At 73.4% G+C, this 13,840-nt stretch carries 15 protein-coding genes and 1 riboswitch; of the genes, 9 read left to right on the plus strand and 6 right to left on the minus strand.

Translation table 11 applies throughout. From position 1 onward, the window contains the following. Window positions 1-8: 8 nt before the first annotated feature. Window positions 9-1,112 (minus strand): calcium-binding protein, encoded by a 1,104-nt coding sequence (locus ABFT23_RS05815; RefSeq protein WP_347893274.1) that lies wholly within the window; start codon window positions 1,110-1,112, stop codon window positions 9-11. A gap of 110 nt (window positions 1,113-1,222) precedes the next feature. Here ABFT23_RS05815 and ABFT23_RS05820 point away from each other — a divergent pair, with 110 nt between their 5' ends. After that, window positions 1,223-2,557: a cation:proton antiporter domain-containing protein gene (locus ABFT23_RS05820; RefSeq protein ID WP_347893275.1), complete on the plus strand. Its 1,335-nt coding sequence runs from the start codon at window positions 1,223-1,225 to the stop codon at window positions 2,555-2,557. Between the two features lie 7 nt (window positions 2,558-2,564). Here the strand turns inward: ABFT23_RS05820 and ABFT23_RS05825 are convergent, their stop codons facing one another. Both ABFT23_RS05825 and ABFT23_RS05830 read right to left on the minus strand, forming a co-directional pair. Next, a complete protein-coding gene (locus tag ABFT23_RS05825; protein ID WP_347893276.1) occupies window positions 2,565-3,179 on the minus strand; it encodes a M15 family metallopeptidase in 615 nt (204 codons plus the stop codon). A gap of 50 nt (window positions 3,180-3,229) precedes the next feature. Continuing rightward, window positions 3,230-4,660, minus strand: a complete 1,431-nt coding sequence (locus ABFT23_RS05830; protein WP_347893277.1) for an alpha,alpha-trehalose-phosphate synthase (UDP-forming) — start codon at window positions 4,658-4,660, stop codon at window positions 3,230-3,232. 99 nt (window positions 4,661-4,759) lie between these two features. On the opposite strand from ABFT23_RS05830, the gene ABFT23_RS05835 reads away from it, so the two are divergent. Next, window positions 4,760-5,449, plus strand: a complete 690-nt coding sequence (locus ABFT23_RS05835; protein ID WP_347893278.1) for a sensor domain-containing protein — start codon at window positions 4,760-4,762, stop codon at window positions 5,447-5,449. An 82-nt stretch (window positions 5,450-5,531) separates the two neighbouring features. Here ABFT23_RS05835 and ABFT23_RS05840 read toward each other — a convergent pair whose 3' ends face one another. After that, on the minus strand, window positions 5,532-6,563 hold the full coding sequence (locus ABFT23_RS05840; protein ID WP_347893279.1) for a Gfo/Idh/MocA family protein: 1,032 nt from the start codon (window positions 6,561-6,563) through the stop codon (window positions 5,532-5,534). Window positions 6,564-6,683: 120 nt separating this feature from the next. Here ABFT23_RS05840 and ABFT23_RS05845 point away from each other — a divergent pair, with 120 nt between their 5' ends. From ABFT23_RS05845 to ABFT23_RS05870, 6 genes are all read left to right on the plus strand, one after another. Then, window positions 6,684-6,980 carry a DUF3263 domain-containing protein gene (locus ABFT23_RS05845; RefSeq protein ID WP_347893280.1) on the plus strand — a complete coding sequence of 99 codons (297 nt, stop codon included), beginning with the start codon at window positions 6,684-6,686 and terminating at the stop codon, window positions 6,978-6,980. A 3-nt stretch (window positions 6,981-6,983) separates the two neighbouring features. Continuing rightward, window positions 6,984-7,490, plus strand: coding sequence for a LytR C-terminal domain-containing protein (locus tag ABFT23_RS05850; protein WP_347893281.1), 507 nt, complete (start codon window positions 6,984-6,986; stop codon window positions 7,488-7,490). 75 nt (window positions 7,491-7,565) lie between these two features. Beyond that, on the plus strand, window positions 7,566-8,411 hold the full coding sequence (otsB, locus tag ABFT23_RS05855; protein WP_347893282.1) for a trehalose-phosphatase: 846 nt from the start codon (window positions 7,566-7,568) through the stop codon (window positions 8,409-8,411). 11 nt (window positions 8,412-8,422) lie between these two features. Beyond that, window positions 8,423-9,118 (plus strand): exonuclease/endonuclease/phosphatase family protein, encoded by a 696-nt coding sequence (locus ABFT23_RS05860; RefSeq protein WP_347893283.1) that lies wholly within the window; start codon window positions 8,423-8,425, stop codon window positions 9,116-9,118. A 62-nt stretch (window positions 9,119-9,180) separates the two neighbouring features. Continuing rightward, window positions 9,181-9,324, plus strand: a riboswitch (SAM riboswitch). Window positions 9,325-9,351: 27 nt separating this feature from the next. Beyond that, complete coding sequence (gene thrC, locus ABFT23_RS05865; protein WP_347894021.1) at window positions 9,352-10,647, plus strand: threonine synthase; 1,296 nt, start codon at window positions 9,352-9,354, stop codon at window positions 10,645-10,647. A gap of 54 nt (window positions 10,648-10,701) precedes the next feature. Continuing rightward, window positions 10,702-10,977: a MoaD/ThiS family protein gene (locus tag ABFT23_RS05870; RefSeq protein WP_347893284.1), complete on the plus strand. Its 276-nt coding sequence runs from the start codon at window positions 10,702-10,704 to the stop codon at window positions 10,975-10,977. A 37-nt stretch (window positions 10,978-11,014) separates the two neighbouring features. On the opposite strand, the gene ABFT23_RS05875 is transcribed toward ABFT23_RS05870, so the two are convergent. Both ABFT23_RS05875 and ABFT23_RS05880 read right to left on the minus strand, forming a co-directional pair. Next, window positions 11,015-11,629: a class F sortase gene (locus ABFT23_RS05875; protein WP_347893285.1), complete on the minus strand. Its 615-nt coding sequence runs from the start codon at window positions 11,627-11,629 to the stop codon at window positions 11,015-11,017. 85 nt (window positions 11,630-11,714) lie between these two features. Then, the gene (locus ABFT23_RS05880) at window positions 11,715-13,049 is read right to left on the minus strand and encodes a hypothetical protein (protein ID WP_347893286.1); all 1,335 of its coding nucleotides are present in this window, start codon (window positions 13,047-13,049) and stop codon (window positions 11,715-11,717) included. 184 nt (window positions 13,050-13,233) lie between these two features. Between ABFT23_RS05880 and ABFT23_RS05885 the strand changes: the two genes are divergently transcribed. Further along, on the plus strand, window positions 13,234-13,743 hold the full coding sequence (locus ABFT23_RS05885; protein WP_347893287.1) for a DUF6174 domain-containing protein: 510 nt from the start codon (window positions 13,234-13,236) through the stop codon (window positions 13,741-13,743). The last annotated feature ends 97 nt before the right edge of the window (window positions 13,744-13,840 follow it).

Genomic DNA, 13,840 nt, shown 5'->3' on the forward strand with positions numbered 1-13,840 from the left:
GGCCCGGCTCAGAGGCCGAGCCAGCCGGCCAGCGGGGCGGGACGGGGCAGCGTCACACCCGCCGGCAGCGGCAGGTGCGTGGTGGTGCCGGGGTAGACGAAGGCCGGGTTCTTCATGAAGGCCTCGGCCGACATCGACTGCGGCGCCGGACAGTTGGCGAGGATGTCGTCGTCGGTGTCGACCGGACCGACGTAGACCACCTGGTCGCCGGGCGTCTTGGTCGGGCCGACGTTGCACGAGACGCGGTCGTAGGCGCCGTCGTCGGTCAGCACGATGAGGTCGGCACCGCTCTCGCCGAAGACGTTGTCCTTGCCGTCGCCCGGGTAGACGACGTCGTCGCCGGCGTCGGCGGTGATGTCGATGCGGTTGCCCGCGGCGGGGAAGCCCGTGCACGTCGCGCCGACGACCTTCGGGCCGAAGGAGGGGCACGACTCGTCGCCGGGGCCGCCGTCGATGAAGTCGTCGCCCTCGTCGCCGTCGAGCTGGTCGTTGCCGGTGCCTCCGTAGACGCGGTCGTTGCCGGGTCCGCCCTGCGCGTGGTCGTCGCCGTCGCCACCGATGACCCGGTCGTTGCCGCTGGAGCCCTGCAGCTCGTCGTTGCCGGCCCCGCCGTCGAGCACGTCGTTGCCGTTGTCGCCGAGCATCTGCCGGTCGTTGCCGGCCTCGCCGAGGATGACGTCGTCGCCGCCGAGGCCGCTGAGCCTCCGGTCGTCGCCCGGGCCGCCGTTGACCCGGTCGGCGCCGTCGCCGCCGCCGAGGGAGTCGTTGCCGTCGCCGCCGAGCACGGAGTCGTTGCCGGCCCCGGCGTTGACCGAGTCGTGGCCCGCGCCGGCGTCGATGACGTCGTTGCCGGCGGCGGCCAGGATCGCGTCGTTGCCGGTGCCGCCGACCACCCGGTCGTTGCCGCTGCCGGCCTCGATGCGGTCGTTGCCGCCGCGGCCGTTGATGCGGTCGTGGCCCCCGCCGGCGGAGATCTTGTCGGCGGACTCGGTGCCGAGGAGCGTGTTGTTGGCACTGTTGCCCTTGATGACGCGTGCCTCGGCCATCGCAGGGGTCAGCACGAGGGCGGCGAGGACGGCGGCCACGAGCGGGCGACGCAGGTCGAGGGACATGCCGAGCACGCTAGTGCGGCACGGTCCTCGTCGCAGTCGAACGGCCTCACCCGCCAGGGGCTGGCGCGGCGAGCGTCGCCCCGCGAGCCTGAAGGTCGATGGATGCCGCGGTGCTGTACCTGCTGGGTGGCACGGTGCTCCTGCTGGCCGTGGCGCTCCCGGCCCTCCTGCGCCGGTGGGCGGTCTCGCCGGCCATCGTGCTGCTCCTGACCGGGCTCGGCCTCGGGTTCACGCCCCTGACCGACTCGTTGGTCGTCTACGTGCCCGAGGACACCGACCGGCTCGTCATCGAGCACGTCACCGAGCTCACGGTGATCGTCGCCCTGATGGGCGTCGGCCTGGCCATCGACCGCCCCCTCGACCTGCTGCACCCCTCGACGTGGCGTCGCTGGTCGCCCACCTGGAGGCTCCTCGGCGTCGCGATGCCGGTGACCATCGGGCTGGTGGCGCTGCTCGGCTGGTCCTTCGTCGGGCTCGCTCCCGCGACCGCTCTGCTGCTCGGCGCCGCCTTGTCGCCCACCGATCCCGTGCTGGCCTCCGACGTCCAGGTCGGCGGCCCCGGGTCGTCGATCGCCGACGACGAGCCCGACGAGGTCCCCTACTCCACCGACCCGACCACGGTGACCGAGGCCGGTGAGGTCCGTTTCGCCCTCACCTCCGAGGCCGGTCTCAACGACGGCCTGGCCTTCCCGTTCGTGCACCTCGCGGTCATCGTGCTGGCCGGCGGCTCGTTCTGGGCCGGCTTCGGCGAGATGGTGGGCCTCTACGTCGTCGTCGAGATCGTCGTCGGCGTCCTCGTCGGCGTCCTCGTCGGACGTGGGCTCGGCCGCATCGCGTTCCGCAGCACCCGTGAGACGGTCCGCACGACCGCCCAGAGCGAACCACTCATCGCCCTCGCGGCCCTCCTGACGGCATACGGCGCCGCCGAGCTGGCGCACGGCTACGGCTTCCTGGCCGTCTTCGCGTGCGCGACGGCGCTGCGCTCGGCCGAGCGCCGCCACGACTACCACCGCGTCATGCACGACGTCGTCCAGCGCCTCGAGCGGTTGTTGACCCTCGTCGTGCTGCTCCTGCTCGGCATCGCGCTGTCCTCCGGTCTGCTCCGCGCCCTCGACTGGCGCGGCGCCGCGGTGGGCGTCGTCCTCGTGCTGGTGCTACGCCCGGCCTCGTCCTGGCTCGCCCTGTCCGTCCGCCCGCGCAGCGATCCGCTCGCCGGCGGCCTGGGCACCCGCGGCCGGCTCGCCGTGTCGTTCTTCGGCATCCGCGGGGTCGGCAGCCTGTACTACGTGGCCTGGGCCACCAACGAGGCCGCGTTCGCCGACGCCGAGGCCGCGTGGTCGATCGTCGCCTTCACGGTCGCGTTCTCGGTCGTCGTGCACGGCATCGCCGCCACTCCCGTGATGAGCCGCCTCGAGGACGAGCCGTCCGGCGCGGCCGCGCGGTGAGGTGCGGTCAGCGTCCGACGGGCCCGAGGACGGCGGCCGGCGCGCCCGTCGTCATGGCCCAGTAGCGATCGCCCCACGACCAGTGCCACCACTCGGTCGGGTAGTTGACCAGGCCCGCTGCGGACATGACGCGCACCAGCTCGCGGCGCCGCGCCCGCGCCTGCCCGGTGACGTCGGGGTGGTCGGTGTAGCAGCGGCCGCCGGACTCCTCGGGGGAGGCGTCGAGCGCGCAGCCGACGTCGAGCACGTCGCCGTCGGGCGAGAGCAGCAGGACGTCGACAGCCGCGCCGGCCGTGTGGGGCGCGATCGCCGGCGGTGAGATGAACCGGCTCGCCAGCCGGTGGACGGCGTGGTCGTCGAGTGCCGGGTCGCCCGCCCGCAGGCGGGCGGCGTAGCGCTCGAAATAGAGGCGCTGCAGCGCGGGCGGGCGCCAGCCCTCGTTGAGCGCGAGCACCAGCTCGTCGGGCAGCCGGGACGCCGCGTCGGCGAGCCGGTCGAGCACGGGGCGTCGCAGGTACCGGGCGTCGTCCGTCGCGCCGGTGTACGGCACGACGCCGGCGGCGTCGACCAGGGGCGCTCCCGACTCGACCACCTCGATCGAGGTGACGGCGTCGTCGGACATGAGGACGACGTCGTCCCACGCCCTCGTGGGTCGGGCCGGTCGGGCCCCGGTCACGAACGCTTGGCCGGCCGGACGGCCTTGGCGTGCGTGCTGTGCGAGAACTGGCCGAGCTCGGACATGAAGGAGTCGGCCCAGGCCGCGACATCGTGCTGGCGGATGGTCTTGCGCATGGCCTTCATGCGGCGCGACAGCTCCTTGTCGTCGGCGTTGTACGCCTCGAGGAGGGCCGACTTCATGCCGTTGAGGTCGTAGGGGTTGACCAGCCACGCCTGGCGCAGCTCGTCGGCGGCGCCGGCGAACTCGGAGAGCACGAGGGCGCCGTCGTCCTCGGTGCGGCAGGCCACGAACTCCTTGGCCACGAGGTTCATGCCGTCGCGGTAGGGCGTGACCACCATGACGTCGGCGGCGGTGTAGAGCGCGGCCATCTCCTCGCGCGGGTAGGAGGTGTGCAGGTAGCTGATCGCCGGACGGCCGATGCGGCCGAGGTCGCCGTTGATGCGGCCGACCAGGCGCTCGATGTCGTCGCGCAGGATGCGGTACTGCTCGACCTGCTCGCGCGAGGGGACGGCGACCTGCACGAACACGGCGTCCTCGACGTCGAACCGGCCGTCGGAGATGAGCTCGGCGAAGGCGCGCAGCCGGGCGTAGATGCCCTTGGTGTAGTCGAGCCGATCGATGCCCAGGAAGATCTTGCGCGGGTTGCCGAGCGCCTCGCGGATGGCCGCGGCGCGCTCGACGACCGAGTCCTTCTGGGCCAGCTCCTCATAGCCCCGGGCGTCGATCGAGATCGGGAACGCCGCGGCGCGGACCGCCCGGCCGTCGGGCAGGTAGACGAGGTCGCGATGCGTCTTGTGACCGACGCGCTGGCGCACGAGGCGCACGAAGTTCTGCGCGCCGCCCGGCAGCTGGAAGCCGACCAGGTCGGCACCGAGCAGGCCCTCGAGGATCTGCCGGCGCCACGGCAGCTGTTGGAACAGCTCGGCCGGCGGGAACGGGATGTGCAGGTAGAAGCCGATGCGCAGGTCGGGGCGCAGCTCGCGGAGCATCCGCGGCACCAGCTGCAGCTGGTAGTCGTGCACCCACACCGTCGCGCCCTCGGCGGCGAACGAGGCGGCCTTGGCGGCGAACTTCTCGTTGACCTTGACGTAGGAGTCCCACCACTCGCGGTGGAACTCGGGCTTGGCGACGAGGTCGTGGTAGATCGGCCACAGGGTCGCGTTGCTGAAGCCCTCGTAGAACAGCTCGATCTCGTCCTTCTCGAGCCCGATGGGCGCGAGGTGCATGCCGTCGTCCTCGAAGGGCTCGAGGTCCTGGTCGTCGCCGCCGGGCCAGCCGAGCCAGATGCCGTCGTTGGCGCGCATCACCGGCTCGATCGCGCTGACCAGTCCGCCGGGGGAGCGCCGCCAGCCGGGGGTGCCGTCGGGCTGCGTGACCCGGTCGACCGGCAGCCGGTTGGCGACGATCACGAGGTCCTTCTGCACGAACCCGACCCTAGTCGGAGGCCGGGCGGCGCGGGCACCACCTCCGGGAGTGGTGCCTGCACCCCTGTGCCCGGCCTCCGTCGCGACCAGGGTGGAGGCATGGACACCACGACCCTGCCGCACCCCGCCCCGCCCTCCCTCGCACCGGACGCGCCCGCACCTCGCGCGTCACGCGACGGCTTCCTCGTGCGTCGCGGTCGCGACGTCGCCTACGTCGTCAGCGGCTTCGCGCTCGGCGTCGTGGGGTTCGTCGTCGTGGTCGCCGGCGTCTCGGCGGGCCTCGGCCTGCTGGTCGTCTGGTTCGGCCTCGCCGTGCTCGCCGGGACGGCGCTCGCCGCGCGCGGGCTCGCCCGCCTCGAGCGGCGCGCGCTGACGACGCTGCAGGGCTGGCCGGCGCCCCCGGCGCGGTACCTGCGCGCGCCGGAGGGCAGTGGCGTCGTCCGGCGGGTGCTGACCCCGCTGCGCGACCCGCAGTCGTGGCTCGACCTGCTGTGGGGCCTGGTGTCGTTCGTGACCGGCACCGTCGCGTTCACCGTCGTCGTGTCGTGGCTCGCCGCCGCCGGAGCCGGCCTGACCTACTGGTTCTGGCAGCAGTGGCTGCCCGACCAGGACGAGACCCTCGTCGAGCTGCTCGGCTGGGGTCAGGGACGCCGCGACGAGAGCCTGCTGCAGCTCGGCATCGGCGTCGTCGCCCTGCTCACCCTGCCGCTCGTCGTCCGGGCCTGTGCCGCCCTGCACGCCGGACCCGCCGACGCCCTCCTCAACTCCCGCGCCCGCCAGAGGGGATAGTTCGACACCAGGTCGACCTCCGCACGGCCGGACGAGGTCGACCTGGTGTCGAACTATCGCGGCCGCGGCCGCGGCCGCGGGCTCAGGCGTAGCGGACGCCGACCGAGGCCAGGAGCGCCTCCATCTGCCGCATGATGGTCAGCGTCTGGGCGTGCGGGACGACGGGGCTCTCGCGCAGGCCGGCGCGCAGGCACCGGTTCACCTCGACGATCTCGTGGGCGTAGCCGGCGCCGACGACGGGCTCGGTCGCGGTGACCTCGGCGAGCAGGTCGACCGGCTGGTCGGGGCCGGCCGCCGTGTGCGGCGTCCAGGTGGCGGCGGTGGGGTGGTGGAAGTCGACGAGGTCGAGGCGGCCGGTGTCGGTGCCGATCGAGGCGCGGCGCGACGACCACGACGTCAGGGAGGCGGTGGCGGTGAGCACCGCGCCGTCGGGGTAGTGACCGGCCACCGCGATGTCGAGGTCGATGCCGCTGTCGGAGAGCGTGGCGGTGGCCGTGAGCTGCTCGGCCTCGCCGAGCAGCAGGTGCGCGAACGTGAGCGGGTAGACCCCCATGTCGAGCATGGCGCCGGCGCCGAGCGCGGGGTCGAGCAGGCGGTCGTCGGGCGCGGCGTCGACGACGAAGCCGAGCTCGGCGTGCAGGTGGCTGGGCCGCCCGAAGCGGCCCGCGCGCAGGTCGGCGGCGACGGCCCGGACGACGGGGTGGAACGCCGTCCACATCGCCTCCATGAGGAAGCGGTCGTGGCGGCGCGCGAGCTCGACCATCGCCTCGGCGTCGGCCACGGTGACCGTGACCGGCTTCTCGCACATCACGTGCTTGCCGGCCTCGAACGCCAGGCGCGCGTGCTCCAGGTGCAGCGCGTGCGGGCTCGCGACGTAGACGACGTCGACCTCGGGGTCGGCGACCAGCGACTCGTAGGAGCCGTGGGCCCGACAGCCCGGGGCGCCGTGGGTCGCCGCGAACTCCTCGGCCGAGGCGAGCGAGCGCGAGCCGGCCGCGACCAGCGTCGCGTCGGGCACGAGGGCGAGGTCGGTGGCGACCTTGCCGGCGATCTTGCCGGTGGCGAGCACGCCCCAGCGGATCGGGCGGTCGGGGTCCGGGATCGAGTCGCTCATGGGGTCAGCCTAGAGATCTGCCCGGCGTCGCCGGCGTGTCGCGTGGCCCGAATGACACAGGTGTGATTAGTCGGTCTACAGTGGCCTCGACCTCTTCCCCGACCCCACTGGGAGACCCCGATGGAAGCCCAGCGCCGCGACGACGTCCCTGACGAGCGCCCCGCCGGCTCGCTCAGCGACCGCGACCGCGACATCCTCGAGTTCGAGCGCCAGTGGTGGAAGTACGCCGGGGCCAAGGAGTCCGCGGTTCGCGAGAAGTTCGACATGAGCTCCACGCGCTACTACCAGGTCCTCAACGCGCTGATCGACCGCCCGGAGGCCCTCGAGATCGACCCGCTCCTCGTGCGCCGCCTGCGCCGCCTGCGCTCCGAGCGCCAGCGCCAGCGCTCCGCCCGGCGCCTCGGCTTCGAGGTCTGAGCGGTGAGCGACGACCGACCCACGCGCCGTCCGCAGCGCAGCGTGGTCTTCCCCTCCCCGGTCGTGGTCCTCAGCATCGTCGCCGTCGCGATGGCGCTGGTCGCCTTCGTCGCCACCCGTGGCGGCGAGCCCACCGAGCGTGAGGTCGAGACCGTCGGCCAGGAGCAGACGAGCTCCGCCGCCCCGTCGCCGACCCCGACGACCGCCGCGCCGCCGGTGAAGAAGAAGAAGCCCGTCCAACGGGCCAAGATCTACGTCGAGGTCTACAACAACTCCGGCATCACCGGGCTCGCGGGCACCGTCGGCGGCCGCGTGGCCGACGCCGGCTGGCAGCTCGTCGGCACCGACAACTGGTACGGCTCCATCCCGACCAACACCGTCTACTTCCCGCCCCGCCTCGAGCGCGCGGCCAAGCAGCTCGCCCGCGACCTCGGCATCGACCGCACCGCGCCGGCCGACGGCGAGATGAAGCTCGACCGGCTCACGGTCATCCTCACCGGCGCCCTCTAGACCGCCCGGGCGGCGTCGACCACTGTTCGGACGACGTCCACCCGGCTCGGCGGGCGGGCGTGGTTGGGTGGTCCTGTGGAGTTCACGTCGGTCGAGGGCGAGCAGCGCTACGCCACGCTCGTGCGCTCGGCGCCCGAGAGCGTCGTCGGGCTCGACTTCGACGGCACGCTGGCCCCGATCGTCGACGACCCCGCGCGGGCCCACATCCACGACGACGCCGGCCCCGTGCTCACGGCGCTCGCCCGACAGGTGCGCGCGGTCGCGGTCATCACCGGGCGACCCGCGCGCCAGGCGCTCGACCTCGGCGGGCTCGAGAAGGTCGGCAACGCGATCGGCGACGACGGCAAGGACCTCTTCCTGTTCGGTCAGTACGGCAACGAGCGCTGGAGCTCGACCAACCGGCGCATCGTCGGCCCGCGCCCGCCGTCCGGGCTGGCCACGTTCGAGCGTGAGCTGACCCGCACGCTGCGCCGCCTCGACGCCGAGCAGGCGTTCGTCGAGGACAAGGGCCTCGCGGTCGCCGTGCACACCCGACGGCTGCCCGACCCCGACGCCACCTTCGCGCGGCTGCTGCCCGAGCTGCGCGACCTCGCCGCCCGCCACGACCTCGTCGTCGAGCCCGGCAAGGCGGTGATCGAGGTGCGCTCGCCGGGTGTGCACAAGGGCCAGGCGGTGCACACCCTCGTCGACGAGCTCGACGCCGGCGGCTTCCTGTTCGCCGGCGACGACCTCGGCGACCTCGAGGCCTTCGAGGCGGTCCGCGAGCTGCGCGAGCGGGGGCTCGCGACGCTGCTGGTCTGCTCGTCGTCCGACGAGGAGAGCGCGCTGGTCGACCTCGCCGACGTCGTCGTCGCCGGACCCGACGGCGTCCTCCAGCTGCTCGCGCAGCTCGCCGACGACGCCGCGTCGATCCGCGCCTGAGAGGACGACCGGTGCTCGTCGCGACGGCCAACGTGCTGCGCTCCATCACCCCGGCCGAGGCCGGCGCGGCCCTCGACGCCGTGCTCGACCACCGCCCCGACCTGGTCGCCCTGCAGGAGTGGGGCCCGCGCCGCCGCGCGATCCTGCGCGCCCGCCCCGACTACGCGTGGATCAGCCCCTGGTACGGCGAGAACGCGCTGCTCGCCCGGCGCGACCGCTTCGGCCTGGTCGACGCGCGCCTGCGGCTCGTCGGTGGGCTCGGTCTGGCCGACCGCGACGCCCGCGACGTTCCGGTGCTCCCGCCGCGCACGGTGCTCCACGCGCGCCTGCACGACCGCGAGCGCGACCGCGCGGTGAGCGTCGTCGGCTACCACCTCGTGCCCGGCGTCCAGCGCGCCGGCGCCTACCGCGACGACCGGCCCCGGCTCGTGGCCCGCCACCGCCTCGAGCTGCGGCGGCTGCACGCGGTCGTCCGCCACGAGCTCGACGCCGGCGCCGAGGTCTGGGCGCTCGGCGACGCCAACTTCGACGGCCTCGAGATCCCGGGCCTCGTCTCGGCCTGGGCCGGACGCCGTGACGACCCGCGCGGCACGCTCGGCCCCGGCTCGCGCCGCAAGATCGACGACGTCTTCGGGCCGGGCCCGGCCGACGACGTCGTGCTGCTGCGCAGCGCCTCCGACCACGCCGCGGTGCTCGCCCGCCGCTGAGCGGCGTCCGCATCGCGGGACCCGAGTACGCATCGTGAGACGCGTTCACCTACAGTGGTCACTGCTCATCACGAGGGACTGAGGGAACGGCCCAGCGAAGTCCCGGCAACCGCCTCGAACCTCCGCCTCCGGACAGATCCGGAACGGATCGGGGAAACGGTGCCAATTCCGCCCGGACGCGAGATCCGCCCCGGGGAAGATGAGGAGGAGGATTTCCTGTGAGCGCTCCCACCATCGACGAGACCGCCACCGGCGCCGAGGTCCACGAGGCGCCCGAGCAGCACGCCCCGCGCACCGGGGCGTTCGGCAACGCGACCGGCCTGGCCTGCCGCGAGTGCGGCCACCAGGTCACGCTCGGCCCGTTCTACGCGTGTCCCGAGTGCTTCGGCCCGCTCGAGGTCGCCTACGCCTTCCCGCAGGTGACCCGCGAGGAGATCGAGGCCGGCCCCCGCAACATCTGGCGCTACAAGGCCCTGCTGCCGGTGCCCGCCGACATCGAGACCAGCCCCAACACCGAACCGGGCTTCACGCGTCTGCTCAAGGCCCGCAACCTCGGCGCCGAGCTCGGCATCGACAACCTGTGGGTCAAGGACGACTCGACCAACCCCACCAACTCCTTCAAGGACCGGGTCGTGGCCTGCGCCCTCTCGGCCGCCCGCGAGCTCGACGCGAAGGTGTTCGCCTGCCCCTCCACCGGCAACCTGGCCAACGCCGTCGCCGCGGCCGGCGCCCGCGCCGGCATCAAGACCGTCGTGTTCATCCCGAGCAACCTCGAGACGCCCAAGCAGGTCAACTCGGCGATCTTCACCGAGAACCTCGTCGCCGTCGACGGCAACTACGACGACGTCAACAAGCTCGCCTCCGAGATCGCCGGCGAGGAGGACGGCTGGGCGTTCGTCAACGTCAACGTCCGGCCCTACTACGCCGAGGGCTCCAAGACGCTCGGCTACGAGATCGCCGAGCAGCTCGGCTGGCGCCTGCCCGACCAGATCGTCATCCCGGTCGCCTCCGGCTCGCAGCTGACCAAGGTGCACAAGGCCTTCCAAGAGCTGATCAAGCTCGGCCTCGTCGAGGACAAGCCCTACAAGGTCTTCGGGGCGCAGGCGACCGGATGCTCGCCGGTCTCGGTGGCCTACAAGGCCGGCACCGACGCCATCCGCCCGGTCAAGCCCGACACGATCGCCAAGTCGCTCGCCATCGGCAACCCCGCCGACGGCATCTACGTGCTCGACATCTGCCGCGAGACCGGCGGCGCCGTCGAGGACATCACCGACGACGAGGTCCGCGACGCGATCGTGCTGCTGGCCCGCACCGAGGGCATCTTCACCGAGACCGCCGGAGGCACCACCGTCGGCGTGCTGAAGAAGCTCGTCGAGACCGGCCAGCTCGACACCTCGCTCGAGACCGTCGTGATCAACACCGGCCACGGGCTGAAGACCCTCGACGCGATCGCCGACCGCGTGTCGCCGGCGGCGACCATCGCCCCGACCTACGCCGCGTTCCAGGCCACCGGCCTCGGCGCCTCCTGATCGCCGCCTCGCGAACCACCCAGTAGACCGAGAAGACCGAGAAGAAGGAACACCGTGAGCGTCTCCGTCCGCGTCCCCACCATCCTGCGCACCTACACCGACGGCGAGTCCGAGGTGAGCGCCGAGGGCGCGACGCTGGCCGACGTGCTCGACTCGCTCGAGTCGTCCTTCCCCGGCATCAAGGCCCGCATCGTCGACGAGGACGGCAAGCTGCGTCGGTTCGTCAACGTCTACGTCGGCAACGACGACGTCCGGTTCCTCGACGACCTCGCCACCGTCACCCCCGACGGCACCCAGATCTCGGTCATCCCCGCGGTCGCGGGCGGCTGAGGTCGGCCGGCCTCCCCGGCCGCTGCGGGGAGGCCGCTCAGACCGGCTCGGCGACCACGATGGCGTTGCTCTCGTAGAACTGGCCGTTGAAGTCGGTGCAGGTCACCACGATGAGGCGGGCGCCGTCGGGCGACTCCTCGGTCTGGCCGAAGATGTCGCGCGCGCGCTCGGCGACGGTCTCGTAGCTGGCCACGATGTTGTCGGTCACCCGATAGCGGTGCCGGCCGGTCTCGGTCACCAGCACGATGCGTCCGCCCTCGAGGCCCGGGAGCGGGTCGAGGGCGCCGTCGCCGTTGCTCACGGTGTGACCCGTGAGCACGACGCGGCCGGTGGTGTCGCCGGGCTCGGCGCTGCCGTCCCACCATCCGACGACCGCCGGATCAGCGGGCGGCTCCAGCACGGCGTCGCTCCGGAGCGCGATCTCGATGACCGGCGCCTCGATGCCCAGCGAGGGCACGATCAGCCGCGTGGGCGCCGACGGCGTCACCGGCTCGGCGCGCACCGGATCCGGCCCGGCCGTCACGGTCACGGTCGGTGCCGGCGGCGCCGGTGGCGCTGCGACGGACGGGGCGTCGTCCCACCGCTGCCCGACGAGCACGCCGCCGGTGAAGACCAGGGCGAGGACGACGACCGGCAGGACGGCGAGCAGCACGCGACGACGTCGCCGGTGGCTGGGCCCGAGGGCCGCACCGTCGGCGACGCCGTCGTGGACGTCGTCGTGCGTGGTGCTCAGGTCGTCAGCTCCTCAGCACCCGGCGGAAGGCGTGGACGCCGCCGGCCGCGGCCAGCAGGGTCAGCACGGCGATCGCGCCGGCGGCCACGTGGGCGTTGACGGCACCGTCGCCGGTCGGGGCCGCCGCGGCCTCGAGCTCTCCGGCGGGCACCGACGTCGGCACGGCGGGGCTGGGCGCCGGGGAGCCCGGGTCACCCGGGTCGACGGGCGACGGAGACGGCTCCGGCGACGGCGACGGCGACGGGACGTCGACCCGCGCGTTGGCGCCACACGCGGAACGACCGATCGCGACGCTGAGCGGCTCGACGCCGAACTGCGCGGCCGCGGGCAGCACCCGCAGGTCGAGAGCGGTGACCTCGATCGAGCCGTCGCCGCGCGTCTGCTTGTTGAGCGTGGCGTCGAGCACGTTGTCCTCGAGTGGGGCCAGCTGGTCGGCCAGGGCCGAGACGACGTTGGCGTTCAGCGCCGTCACCAGCTGGCCGAGCAGCTGGCCCACCCCGGCGAGGGCGCCGTTGAGCGCCGTGTCGAGCTGGGTCTGGACGCCGGCGGTGAGGGTGGTCAGCACGACGTCGAGGTCGGTGACCACCTTGGTGTTGGCCGGCGGGTTGGTCGGCAGCTCGACCAGGTCGACCCGGCCGATCGGGGCCGGCAGCTGCAGGGCGAGCGAGGCGTCGGTGATCTGGCTGGTGCCGTCGGCCACCGCCGGGGTGGCCGTGCACTGGCTCTGGACCGCGCCGAGGTCGAGCACGATGCCCGGGTCGCCGAGAGCGACGAGTGCGTCCTGGACGACGCCCTGCACCGCGGCCAGCACGGGGGTCAGCAGCGGGTCGAGCGCGTCGAGGAGTGCCTGGTCGAGACCGGCGAGGAGGTCGGTGCGGACGATCTCGACGCCGGAGAGGTCGAGGGTGCCGGCGTTGATGGTGGCGTTGTTGCCCGGCCGCAGGCAGAAGCCCTCGTCGACCGAGACCAGGGTGGCGCCGTCGCCGGCGAGTCCGGCGCAGGCGGCGGACAGTCCACGTCGGTCGACGACGTTGGTCTTCGCCGCCTGCGACAGGGTGCCGGCGTTGAGGAACGGTTGGTTGCCGAGCACCGTGACGAGGGGGTCCTGGGTGCCGGTCACCCGCTCCCGCTTGCCGTCGTGCACGGCCGTGACGGTGCCGCTGTCGAGTGGCTGGCTGAGCAGCGTCAGGCTGAGCGCGGTGGCGTCGGACTGGGCGACGGGCTCGGCTGCCATGCCGGGGGCCGCGGTCAGGACGACCAGGGCGCCGGCGCCGGCGATGGAGACGGCCGGGGTCAGCAGCGAGCGGGACAGGTCGTAGATCGACGGAACGATCCGCATGAGGATCCTCTGTTCGGGGGGCGTCTTGCCGGCATCCTAAGCCACTGTCTCGGGCCCGACGTGGTGCCCGTCACACCGACGGAGAGGGGAAGGACGAGTACCGGCGCGGTCTCGAGAGCGCAGACAGGGGCGCGCCGACGTGGTTCACCCGGCCGGAGCGGGTCCGGATGTTCTACTCGCAGGCATGACCCGCCTGCTGCGCACCACGCTCCTGACCGCGCTCGTCGCCGCCCTGCTGGGGCTCGTCGTCCCGACCGCGCCGGGCTCGGCCGTGGCGGCGTCCGCGGCCCTGCCCGGACGCACCGGGGCGCCCTACCCCGTGCAGCCGTTCGTGCCGGCGGCCTCCGACGCCGACGAGCTGGCGAGGGCCTGGGCCCGGTGGAGCAAGCGCGGCGTGAAGCGCTACACGATCACCGTGCTGCGCACCTGCTACTGCCTGCCGCGCAAGCCCGTGGTCACGAAGGTCCGAGGCGGCAGGGTCGTCTCGGTGACGCACGAGGGGAAGCCGGCGCAGCTGAAGCGTCGCGGCTTCGAGGTCGAGCGCCTCTACCGCGTCCTGCGCCGCGCCTACGCCAAGGCCGCCGAGGTCCGGGTGACCTACCGGCGCGGCGTCCCGGTCTCGGTCTACATCGACCGCGACGCCCGGATCGCCGACGAGGAGCGCGGCTTCATCGTCACGCTCCGCCGCGGCTGAGCGCGAGGGCGCCGACGTCGGCGTGGACGCCGTGGTGCAGGTACCTCGATCCTCTGGTCCGGCGGGTTCACCTGCCTGACGCCCGGGCGCCCGCCGG

The sequence above is a fragment of the Nocardioides secundeburneus genome (assembly GCF_039939255.1).
Taxonomy (GTDB): domain Bacteria; phylum Actinomycetota; class Actinomycetes; order Propionibacteriales; family Nocardioidaceae; genus Nocardioides.

Excerpts from the sequence above, each read along its gene's own strand:
- ABFT23_RS05815 (WP_347893274.1), bottom strand. The coding sequence starts at position 1,112 with ATGTCCCTCGACCTGCGTCGCCCGCTCGTGGCCGCCGTCCTCGCCGCC.
- ABFT23_RS05825 (WP_347893276.1), bottom strand. The coding sequence starts at position 3,179 with ATGTCCGACGACGCCGTCACCTCGATCGAGGTGGTCGAGTCGGGAGCG.
- ABFT23_RS05835 (WP_347893278.1), top strand. The coding sequence starts at position 4,760 with ATGGACACCACGACCCTGCCGCACCCCGCCCCGCCCTCCCTCGCACCG.
- ABFT23_RS05840 (WP_347893279.1), bottom strand. The coding sequence starts at position 6,563 with ATGAGCGACTCGATCCCGGACCCCGACCGCCCGATCCGCTGGGGCGTG.
- ABFT23_RS05845 (WP_347893280.1), top strand. The coding sequence starts at position 6,684 with ATGGAAGCCCAGCGCCGCGACGACGTCCCTGACGAGCGCCCCGCCGGC.
- ABFT23_RS05880 (WP_347893286.1), bottom strand. The coding sequence starts at position 13,049 with ATGCGGATCGTTCCGTCGATCTACGACCTGTCCCGCTCGCTGCTGACC.
- ABFT23_RS05885 (WP_347893287.1), top strand. The coding sequence starts at position 13,234 with ATGACCCGCCTGCTGCGCACCACGCTCCTGACCGCGCTCGTCGCCGCC.